A 10,746-nucleotide genomic window follows, 5' to 3' on the forward strand; every position below is an offset into this window, starting at 1 on the left:
CTAACTGTATGCCTAACATCAGAACTTCTGCAGTAACATAGTGTTATCTGGGCTGGAATGGCTCGTAATGGCTCATTGGCAGTGAAGGAAATTTTAACTCTTACCTTTCTCAAAAGGTAACTGCCTCTTGCGAAAGTCGGCGCTCTCTGTTGTATCAGTTCCTCGATTGGAAAAAAATTCCCCGTCCAAATTTGCCTATTCATAGAACCCGGAATCGTTCGTTCAACTTCAGATGGCAAATCACAGGAGAACGCTATATCAGTGTCCCCATCCTTCGATGCGCTTTAGGTTCGCTCTATTTCTGTAACACAGACATCGCTTGTGCAAGCAAGTCTGCAGTTACGAGCAACTCTTGCTTGGTGGCACAACGCAGCCCATTTTGAGCCCGCTGGTTAGCTAAGAGGCTTAACGCCTCTGGGTTGTCGATCAAGTGGTTAATCAGTTCTAGGGGGGTCATTCCCTGAGAGTTGCGCTGCCGTGCGAGTTTGGGGGATAGCTGCAGCAAGCGCCTGACGGCATGCAAATTGGCAGTCCAACTCGCCGTGTGCAGTGGTGATTGCCCGTCATCCGTGAGATTGCCTCGCTTGCACGGGTGATCGAGGAGTATATCCACACAACTATCTACCCCAGACTTGATCGCCGAATGTAGAGCAGTCATTCCGTTACTGCTTTGTATTTCTGGATCAGCGCCAGCTTTGAGCATGATGGTTACTAACTCGGTATCTCCTTTCTCAGCCATCAGCATCAAGGGGGTTTGCCCTTTAATATCGGGGATATTTAGTTGTTTAGGGCTCTCTTGTGCCAGTTGGCCGATAAACGAGCGCCAATGCGCCAACATGGCCTCGAACCGACGCGTTTCACTTTGCAGCTCGAGTGGAACAATTAACTTCATTGGAGGCATTATCTGCATAAAAGAAGAATACATCTTGAGAAGAGCCATCAATACGGAATTTCCATCGACATCAGGCAGGCTAGATTTCAACAATGAACGATTGGCTTTGATCCATTTTTGCAATCCTTCTTCATCACCAGCTTGGAACAATGGCAGCAGGTCGTTAAGTAACTTATCCATCGTACTTTGTATGCTACGGATTTCGGCCTCAATACCTGGATAGGGTTTGTATAGGTCATCCCAAAAGTAATCTGATGCCCAGCGTGCAATATCCTCGATAGATGGAATCGTATCGCACTCGGCCATCATTCCTCCGGCCAGCATCTCCCGATAGTATTTTTCGTGGTTATTGGTGATTAGTTTCTGGTTGGCAACTTCTAAGGCCAGACCATCCCTCGCGATCTCACCACGCACTGGGCCATAATTTCGTTCCAAAGCAGCGTCCAGCGCCTCTCTGAACAGTCTGGTTGCCCCCTCAAAATCATTACTGGCAAGCAGGTGCTTGGCTTTGTATTGCAAAATTGGGGCTTTCCATAACTCATACCCTGAGCTGGCTTCAGCTTCATCGAGTAGGATTTGTACCTTGGTTATTGTGTCTTTTGGCCTTTGTTTGCGATCACCATTCAGGTAGCCGTCCAGCCCGAACAGAATTGTTTGGACGGTTTCGGCTGGTGTTGCTGCTATCTCTTGCAAACGCTGGACCGCTGCCTCTTTGGCTCGTGGAGTTAGGGACGGATGCTGCGCGACCTGACTGACGACCCAATATCGATGCTCTGCCTGCAAGGCGCGCCAAGGTGATGAGGTTCTCATCCGGTCAATCAACCGATAGGTAGCTTGTGTCTCATCAGCATGCGCCTTGAGGAGTTCCAACTTTTTTTGAATGATGGGCATAGCGGATGCAGCGTCGAGTGCAAAGTGATCTTCAAGCATCGCCCCAGGCTGCAAATGGTAGAAATGATGAGTCAATAACTGAGCGAGTTCTAGGTTTGCAGTTTCCCAACGAGAAGGAAGGATCGAAAGGAATATGCCGTTTTTGTCCCATTCAGGCAGATGTGCTTCGAACCACACATTTTCAGCGGCTTCCCCCTGCTCTCTACAATATCGGTATGCATCGATAGTCAGGTTGTAGATAGCCTTATAGATGGCGAATAGTTGAAGTAATTTATTTTGCTGGGGATCTGCACACAACTTGTCAATATTGGGAAATAGGTATTTGAGTAGCCGTACATAACCATCCTGCACCGTCCGAGCAAGTAACAAGCGTTGGCGGATAGTGTTGGGTAAAGGTGCTGCATAACGCTCTGCGATGCATTTAACGAAGGTGGCTTGCTCGTCTTCATCTGCCTGCCCGGCCAGAATTGACTCTATGCGACCAGGTTGAGTCATGGGGATTTCCAACAGCAGCTTATCGGCACTCAGCCCTTTTTTTTCCAAAAAACTCAGAACGTTGTTGAATTGTGCAGAAGGGCTGCAATCGTTGTGGAGTAATATCGCGCCGTCAAAACGTAGTTTTATCTTGTCAGAAAAGTACTTATCGATGGTCTCTGGGCGAATCGTGGTTCCATTACGCCAGTTATATAAGGATCGGCGTAAACCATCATTGCCATCCTCGATCAATCCACTATGTTGCTCTGCGAATGCCTCTAGAGGCATACCCAGCAGGTCCAACAGCCAATCGACCACTTGGGCAACCGGCATATATAGGCTAGGTTTGCCATTCACCTCGCAGGGCTCTGGAAGATACCAGAAACGCCCACCCGGCATACCTCTATCTAGTGTTTGCTCAAGGTTCCAAAACCCCATCCGGCGGGCCAGACTCGGCATATAGAAATGCGTCAACATCGTCCAGATGATCTGGCGTTGATCTGCGGCGAATGTCCAAGTATTGAGCTCGAGCAACTTGTAGGCATGCACAAATTCCATGAAGTTGTCGAGTGCATCTAATTGTGCCAGTGGGTCCATTCCTAGCGCCCTGAGTATATCGTCAAAGACTTCTTCGACCATACTTTTGTGAGCTTTAAGACTTATCTGGCCGGTTGCAAACTTTGTTTTCTTGGTAGTCGGATAGCTTTGGCAGCCAAGGCTTTGATGAATTTCCAGCAAGATGGCTTCGGGTAGTGGCAAGGTGCTCATGTTGTGTCTCATCCTGAGGTTGTTTGATGTCTCGGCCATTCTGGCAATGTGTATCCATCGGATCACTGAAATACCCTGTACCCCCCTCTCACAGTCCGCAAAACTGGGGGATACACGGTGTTTCATATCGTTTAAGCCAACCCATAGGCACCCTTTGCGTATCCTTGACCAAAGAGAGCCTAATCATGTCGTTACCCGTTCAAATCGTTATCAATTGGCACTTAACGGAAGCCTGTAACTATCGTTGCCACTACTGTTATGCGACTTGGCATAAAATGACTTGCCAGAGAGCGCTGATCCGAGATCCGGAGCAAACCACTAAGTTTCTGACCGAGCTGTACCGTTTCTTTCGACCGGCTAACCGTGCAAACCCATTAGCTAGCCAATTAAAATGGAGTTCAGTACGGCTCAATCTGGCTGGTGGGGAGCCATTGTTGCATGCGGGCAAGCTTCCATCCATCGTCAGTCAAGCGCGAGACCTCGGATTCGAGGTCTCGTTAATAAGTAACGGCAGCTATCTCAACGATGGGCTGCTAAACCGTCTGGCGCCATATCTGACTTGGCTCGGTATCAGCATTGATTCGGCTTCAGCCGCAAACAATCATGCAATTGGGCGAGTAGATTATCGTGGCCGACAACTTGACTTGAATGGTCTGGCCGCCAACTTGGATAAGGCTCGTCAATTAAACCCAGAGCTGCGTATCAAGCTCAATACCGTGGTTAACCAGATCAACCACCACGAAGATCTGGGCCCACTGATCGTGAGTCTTGCGCCTGATAAGTGGAAAGTCCTGCGCATGCTGCCGGTAGTGAATCAACACCTGACTGTTAATGACGAGCAGTTTGCTGCGTTTGTTTCTCGCCATAACCCCTTCTCTCAAATCCTCTGTATCGAGGACAACCTAGACATGCATGAGTCATATCTGATGGTTGATCCATACGGGCGTTTTTTTCAGAACACCCCTCTGTTGCCTGCTGGTCAGGGTTATGCCTACAGTCGGCCAATCCTCGAGGTTGGTGCAGGGATGGCTTTTAGCGAAATGAGCTTTGACCATAAGCGATTTTGCACACGCTATATCCAGACCAATACGGATGTGGGCGTATGAAGTACTGTACAAATAAAGATATCGATCAGTTGATCCGCCAACTGATTCGTCAGGGGTGGGCCTTTCAAAATGGTGGTAAACATGGGCGACTGATCAGCCCTGATGGGCTGCTGACTTTGACAGTGAGCAGGTCACCCAGCGACAGCCGTTGCTTGTATAATCTACGGCGAGATTTGCGTAAGGGTATTTTATCTGTAGAGAATATGCGTGTTTTATAGGTATATCCTGCGGCCGTATGATGTTTGAGCTGGTGAATGTGGCTCTACCTCGCCACCGGCAGGTCCTCCCAGCGGGTGGTGTAACAGGGGCTCAAGTGCTCTTGTCGCATCATCCACTCAGGCGACCCCGTGCCTTGGCTGGCAAAGCCTACGCGCCCCAATCCCTTGGCTTTGATCTGGTCCATCACTGCCATCAGCGCATCCGATTGAGCGGAGGACGGGGCAAACAGATCTGCCTGTTGCTGTCCCTTGGAGGTGAACTCACTCAGCATGACACCCCCCTTCTGATAACGGTAACCGTCGCGCCAAATCTGTGGTAGCAGCACGTTCACTTGCTGCAGCAGCAACCGGGTATCATCGCTAGGGCAGACCAGCCGGACGCCAGCCTGCTCACTGTTGTAAGGGGCTTGTTCATCAAAGGGGCTGGTGCGCACGAACAGGTGCACCCGCTGGCAACACATCCCCTCGGCCCGCAGCTTCTCGGCTGCGCGAGCCATAAAGCCTGACAACGCTTGAGCCATTTCTCCACGGTCAGTCACGCGCTCCCCAAAGGAACGGCTCGAGAGGATCTGCTGCTTCGCCGCCGGTTGAACGGTCAGCTCTGCGCAAGGCAGGCCACGCAGCTCCTGTACGATCCGCTCGACCACCACGCCGTATTGGGCGCGCAGCCCTTTGGCATCACTGGCCACCAGGTCAGCCACGGTGTTGATGCCTTGAGCCACCAACTTGGCCCCCAAGCGCCGCCCTATGCCCCACACCTCATCCACCGGGGTGATGGCCATCAGCCGGGCGCGGCGCAGCTCGTCACGCAAGTCCACGACGCCGCCAGTGGCAGGCCACTTCTTGGCTGCATAGTTGGCTAGCTTGGCGAGGGTCTTGGTGGGGCCGATCCCGACCCCTACCGTTAGTCCGGTCCACTGCCACACTCGCTGCCGGATCTGTTGCCCATAGACTGTCAGGTCTCCGGCAAACGACTCCGACAGTGACAGGAATGCTTCATCGATGGAGTAGACCTCCAGCTCGGGGGCAATGGTCTCCAACGTGCTCATCACCCTGCCAGACATATCGCCATAGAGCGCGTAGTTGGAGCTGAACGCCACACCGCCATGCGCCTCGAACTGCTCGCGGATCTTGAAGTAGGGCCCGGCCATCTTGATGCCCATCGCCTTGGCCTCGGGGCTGCGCGACATCACGCATCCATCGTTGTTGGAGAGCACCACTATTGGGCGGCCACGCAGCTCAGGGCGAAACAGCCGCTCACAGCTGGCGTAGAAGTTGTTTACATCAACGAGCGCTATGGCCATCACGCTGCCTCAGATTGCCAATCACATGGGTGACCACCCCGAACAGCTCCAGGGAGAGGCTCATGCAAGGGTCGATAGGTGCGAACGCCGGATTGGCTGGCAACAGCCGCAACTTCGGCTTGAGCTGCAAGGTCTTTACCGTGAAGCCGCCATCGAGTAGTGCAATCACCACATCTCCATGGCGCGGGGTTAGGCTCTTATCGACTACCAGCAAGTCACCGGGAAAGATGCCGACCCCGGTCATGCTCTCCCCCTCGGCACGCAGATAGAAGGTTGCTGCAGGGTGTGGCACGCAGTGGGTATTGAGGTCCAACTTCCCTTCCAGATAGTCGCTGGCTGGGCTGGGAAAGCCGCAAGAGGCGCGGTGCAAGAACAGCGGGATGGTCACCTCGGCGGGTGATGGGTCTGGGGTTAACAGCTTCATGGCAAAACGTCTGTATTTATATACAGTCATTATAGTGCACCACCTTTGAACCAGCGCAAGTCCTGCATTCCACTGATGGCGTACCATAGTGCCAATGGATAACAAAAGCATCAGTAATGCAGATGCCACGTTGTTAGTTAGTTCCATTCAAGCTACATCGATTTGAGAAGCAACGTCGACATTCGTTTGTTAGTGGTTCATGGCACCAAGCATCGCACTGACCTACAAATTAACTTTTCTGTCAGCAGTGTTAGAAATAATGTTCTAAATCAATGGCCTCCAATCGAATTTTTGATTAAATTATTGCATTTGTGACCGACATTTCAGATCACAAAAGGCCTTTTAGGCACATTCATCACAGACCAAACCGTGAGAAAAAGGCTAGGCAAACAGAATGTGTTCATATTGAGTCTGTTACCATGGGTTTTGATAAAGAAAATAGGCTGTAACCATTTTGCAATTGGACTTAGCTTTTACCCATGCACGATCCCACAGACTGTATATCAGACCAGCACATAGTTCAGAGTGACAGTCGGTCATAGGCACTCAGATGCCCAACATGAAGTAGCTAGTTCGGTGCTGGCTACTAGATTCACTCCCGCTGAGTAGCTTTATCATGCTTGAAAATCAATCACCCCCCAGAATCAGTGCGATGTTGCGTTTTGCAATCAAATCCGGTGCCAAGGCTGCAGTGGAACTACAGATACGTAACCGCTCCATGCTTGATGCTAGAGATGATCAGGGGAGGACACCGTTGATGCTCGCTGCGGAAAAAGGAAGCCAAGAGTTGTGCGAGCTGTTGCTTGATGCGGGGGCCAATCCAGCACTGGTTAGCAACGAAGGTAAAACAGCATCTAGCATAGCTGCGGAGATGGGTTATGACGTGCTCGGATGCATGCTGCATCGCGCCCAAGATGAACCAGCTGGTTCTTCGTTATTTGAAGTTGTAGTGACGCCTGAAGACATTCATCGGCATGAAATAGTTGGTGATGATAAAGCTGCAGTTCTAGGGGATGAAAGAGCTGCTGAGTCCACATCCTTGGGTTATTTCATGGCCGTCCAAGCCGTATCTCAGACTCACCAAGATGTATTTTCTGCCGGAAGTTCTGGTGTTTCTTCAGCGGATACAGGTCCATCTGATTATGGAGATTCAGGGGATGAAGATATAGCTAGGTCCACTGATATTGAAGGTGATTCCTGTCAGTGGATTGCCTTATCAGATAATCTTGGTAAGGGGGGTACGCCGATCGTTCCGGATGTATTACTGAGCCAGCCAGATGTAATTGGTATAGAACAACAGAGGGTTAATTCCAGTTGGAATGAAGCATCTGATGGTCTAATTGATTTCCCCCCTTCGGAGGATTCTGCATGGGTTGATGCAGATACAAGTGCGCAGTTTGATGATATTGCACAAGCCGAGCCACATGATTTTGTTCGTTTGCGCCTTCCTTTTTCAGATGTTCCTGTTACTGAGCTGGAGGAGGAAAATGACTCAGCTCATTTACATGAAGAAGATGATTCTGGCTGGAAGGCAGAGGAGGAAGTGGTAACGCCAAAATCAGATGTGTCCCTTCTGATTTCCCTGACGCAAACCCATAGTCGTATATCCAGACACCGTGCTTTGAATACTGACGAATCTTGGGAGGATGTGGAGCTTGAGCTGCCAGAGGTGAAACCTGCAGTCATCCGGGGCTCCGAGGAGCAGGAGTTTCTGAGAGCAGTCTTTGTCGAGGGTTTTCAACGTGGGTGGGTCACTTTTGACAAGGTCGCTGAGGCTTGCCAGCTTGATGCGGGCCCTGCTGCTGATGCATTACTTCCCGCTACTCTTCAGATACTTGAAGATTTTGGTATCAAGGTTGAAGAAGCCAATCAGGACAGTTTCGCAGCGGAAGGTGTGGTGAATGAGGAGCTTGCGGTTCTGCTGGATGAGGCATTCGAGAGGTTGGAGGCATACCTAAGTGAATCATTGTCAGAGGTGCATACATTCAATTCAAGCACTCTGAGAACGTATTCGCAGGATGCACGTGCAGTCGGCTTGATTTCCAAAGATGGGGAAATATTGCTGGGGACCCGTATGGACTCCGCCATCAAGGCTCTTGCACGGTATCTGGCTGCCTTGCCCGATAGCGCTTGGGTGGACTGTTTTGAGGATGTGCAGCCGCAACAAGAGGTAAGTGCTGATGAGCTCGATGAGGATGAAGCTGCCGATCTGGAGCAGATCGAGAGAATTGATGAAGAAGGTCGTTTTTCCGGAAATTTTGAAGATTATGTAAACACTTTACGTGCCGGAGATATATCTGGTAAGACCGATGAAATGATCCCTCGTCCTTCTGCATTGTTACTGACCGGTTTGATAAAGAAATTACATCTGTTTGATCCGGTGCTTCAGCCTGAGCTGGCGTTAGAGCATATTCAGATCTTCGAGAAAGCCCGCAATGATCTAGTTAATGCCAATCTGCGATTGGTCATGAGCATTGCGAGCAAATATAGCAATAGCGGCATGTACCTAGAAGACATGATCCAAGAGGGTAATATCGGCTTGATGAAAGCTGCCGAGAAATTTGAAGTTCAACTTGGCTTCAAATTTTCTACTTATGCTACTTGGTGGATTCGTCAGGCCATTACCCGCTGTATTGCTGACCAGCTTCGTCTGGTGCGGGTGCCGGTTCATTTAGTGGAAAAAATCAACAAAGTGCAACGCGGTATTCGTGAGCTGGAAGGAAAATCTCCTGATGTTGTAAGCGATAGCGAGTTAGCGGTGTCGCTCGATATGAGTGTCGAGGAAGTCTGCAAGGTAAAACAAGTTGCCGGTCGCGAAGTAATTTTCCTTAGTAGCTTTGATGAAATTGACAGTCCGGAATTACTTGCTGGGAACGAGTCTGATGGTCTCCATTGCTTAGAAGAAGACGAGCTCGAGGATGCAATCAAAATAGCTCTGTCCGAGCTGTCAGATCGTGAACACATGATTATCAAATATCGTTTTGGCATAGGACTAAGAGACGATTTGACCCTAGAACAAGTCGGCCAAATTTTTGATTTAACGAGGGAACGGATTCGTCAGATTGAAGCCAAGGCCCTGCGCAAATTGCGTCATCCGTTTCGATGTGAGGCACTGGCTGCGTTTTGGGATGAAAACGGTCTATCTGATGATATTCGTGAAGGTTGATGAATATGAAAGTACAGAATATGCGACATGCACCGCCCCGTGCGGCCGCAATGATCGAAGCCTTGCGCGGGTTGGGTTACAACACTGCGACCGCGCTGGCAGATATCATCGATAACAGCATTGCTGCTGGTGCCGTAACGGTAGACTTGCGCTTTGTTTGGGACAATGAGCAGAGCCGGATTGAAATTCAGGACGATGGCCGCGGTATGAGCGCCGCCGAAATCGACAAAGCAATGCGGCTTGGGGAAAAGAGCCCTCTCGATGAGCGCAGCGCAGATGACCTAGGGCGTTTCGGCCTCGGCTTGAAAACTGCTTCGTTTTCACAATGCCGTTGTCTGACCGTGGCTGCTTGTGGGCCGGATGGTTTGCAATGCCTGCGCTGGGATTTGGATGTACTTGCCGCTGGAAAGAATGATGGTTGGTACTTGCTTGAAGGTCCAGCTGAAGGTTCAGAAGGATTTTTGGCTCCTCTCAAGAAGGCTGGGCGGGGGACTCTCGTTCTGTGGGAAGCGATGGATCGTATTGTGACTAAAGGAGTTGGAGAGCAGGAGTTTCTGGATCTGATCGATGCGGTAGACCGGCACCTTGGCATGGTTTTTCATCGTTATCTGGAGCATCCCCGACGTTTGTTGTTACGTATCAATGGTCAGCCGGTGAAACCATGGGACCCGTTCCTTATTGGGCATCCTGGCAAACCATGGCAATCACCTTCCGTATCACCGCCAGGAAATGCGGCAGTCAAGCTGCAATGCAATGTGCTACCGCATAAGGATAAGTTATCACCGTCCGAGTTCGAGACTGCAGAAGGACCTGACGGCTGGACGGCGCAGCAAGGGTTCTATGTCTATCGCAATGAGCGTCTTCTGGTTGCAGGCAGCTGGCTGGGGCTTGGCCAAGGGCGATCGTGGACAAAAGACGAGGCGCACCGTCTGGCGCGTATTCGCCTTGATATTCCTAACACAGCTGATGCCGACTGGAAAATCGATATTCGCAAGTCTACGGCTAGGCCCCCCGTTGCATTGCGAAGCTGGTTGATTGGATATGCCGAAGATACACGTTCCAGAGCCCGCAAAGCATTCGTGCATCGCGGAATCGCACCGAAAATGCCTGGGGGGGGGGAGGTTGCACAATCTTGGAAAGCAGAGCACTTTGCGGGCGGTATGCGTTACCGGATTGATACGGACCATCCGGTGGTCCGTTCAGTATTGGATGATGCAGGTGTTTTGCTGCCTCAGATAAAGGCCATGCTGCGCGTCTTGGAAGAAACTGTACCAGTTCAGAGAATCTGGCTGGACACCGCCGAGAATAAGGAGGCTCCGTGCACCGGCTTTGCCGGGGAGCCACCCGCAGAAGTGAAATCGGTGCTCGAGGTGCTTTATCGAAATATGGTAGGCGTGAAAGGAATGTCCTCGAGCATGGCGCGCGAACGGCTATCGAGAAGCGAGCCGTTCAATCAATATCCAGAGCTGGTTGCCAGCTTGCCTGATCAGCTATAAACAAGGA

General features: G+C 50.8%; 6 protein-coding genes. 3 read left to right on the plus strand and 3 right to left on the minus strand.

What is annotated here, in order from left to right; all coding sequences use genetic code 11:
* Positions 1–295: 295 nt before the first annotated feature.
* Positions 296–3,025 (minus strand): ankyrin repeat domain-containing protein, encoded by a 2,730-nt coding sequence (locus OC537_RS02365; protein WP_262109002.1) that lies wholly within the window; start codon positions 3,023–3,025, stop codon positions 296–298.
* Positions 3,026–3,210: 185 nt separating this feature from the next.
* Here OC537_RS02365 and OC537_RS02370 point away from each other — a divergent pair, with 185 nt between their 5' ends.
* Complete coding sequence (locus tag OC537_RS02370; RefSeq protein WP_262109004.1) at positions 3,211–4,131, plus strand: viperin family antiviral radical SAM protein; 921 nt, start codon at positions 3,211–3,213, stop codon at positions 4,129–4,131.
* 262 nt (positions 4,132–4,393) lie between these two features.
* Here the strand turns inward: OC537_RS02370 and umuC are convergent, their stop codons facing one another.
* Both umuC and OC537_RS02380 read right to left on the minus strand, forming a co-directional pair.
* Positions 4,394–5,653, minus strand: coding sequence for a translesion error-prone DNA polymerase V subunit UmuC (umuC, locus tag OC537_RS02375; RefSeq protein ID WP_262109006.1), 1,260 nt, complete (start codon positions 5,651–5,653; stop codon positions 4,394–4,396).
* Positions 5,634–6,077: a LexA family protein gene (locus OC537_RS02380; protein ID WP_257684550.1), complete on the minus strand. Its 444-nt coding sequence runs from the start codon at positions 6,075–6,077 to the stop codon at positions 5,634–5,636. The genes umuC and OC537_RS02380 overlap by 20 nt, the downstream gene beginning before the upstream one ends.
* A 616-nt stretch (positions 6,078–6,693) precedes the next feature.
* On the opposite strand from OC537_RS02380, the gene OC537_RS02385 reads away from it, so the two are divergent.
* Complete coding sequence (locus OC537_RS02385) at positions 6,694–9,243, plus strand: sigma-70 family RNA polymerase sigma factor (RefSeq protein WP_262109011.1); 2,550 nt, start codon at positions 6,694–6,696, stop codon at positions 9,241–9,243.
* Positions 9,243–10,739 carry an MZA anti-phage system associated ATPase MzaB gene (gene mzaB / locus OC537_RS02390; protein WP_262109013.1) on the plus strand — a complete coding sequence of 499 codons (1,497 nt, stop codon included), beginning with the start codon at positions 9,243–9,245 and terminating at the stop codon, positions 10,737–10,739. Before OC537_RS02385 ends, mzaB begins: the two co-directional genes overlap by 1 nt.
* Positions 10,740–10,746: the final 7 nt, after the last annotated feature.

Source organism: Aeromonas sp. Marseille-Q5825, assembly GCF_946892685.1.
Taxonomy (GTDB): Bacteria; Pseudomonadota; Gammaproteobacteria; order Enterobacterales; family Aeromonadaceae; genus Aeromonas; species Aeromonas rivipollensis.

Bases quoted from the DNA above. Each gene is read 5' to 3' on its own strand.
- OC537_RS02365 (WP_262109002.1), bottom strand. From the start codon at position 3,025: ATGAGCACCTTGCCACTACCCGAAGCCATCTTGCTGGAAATTCATCAA.
- OC537_RS02370 (WP_262109004.1), top strand. From the start codon at position 3,211: ATGTCGTTACCCGTTCAAATCGTTATCAATTGGCACTTAACGGAAGCC.
- umuC (WP_262109006.1), bottom strand. From the start codon at position 5,653: ATGGCCATAGCGCTCGTTGATGTAAACAACTTCTACGCCAGCTGTGAG.
- OC537_RS02380 (WP_257684550.1), bottom strand. From the start codon at position 6,077: ATGAAGCTGTTAACCCCAGACCCATCACCCGCCGAGGTGACCATCCCG.
- OC537_RS02385 (WP_262109011.1), top strand. From the start codon at position 6,694: ATGCTTGAAAATCAATCACCCCCCAGAATCAGTGCGATGTTGCGTTTT.
- mzaB (WP_262109013.1), top strand. From the start codon at position 9,243: ATGAATATGAAAGTACAGAATATGCGACATGCACCGCCCCGTGCGGCC.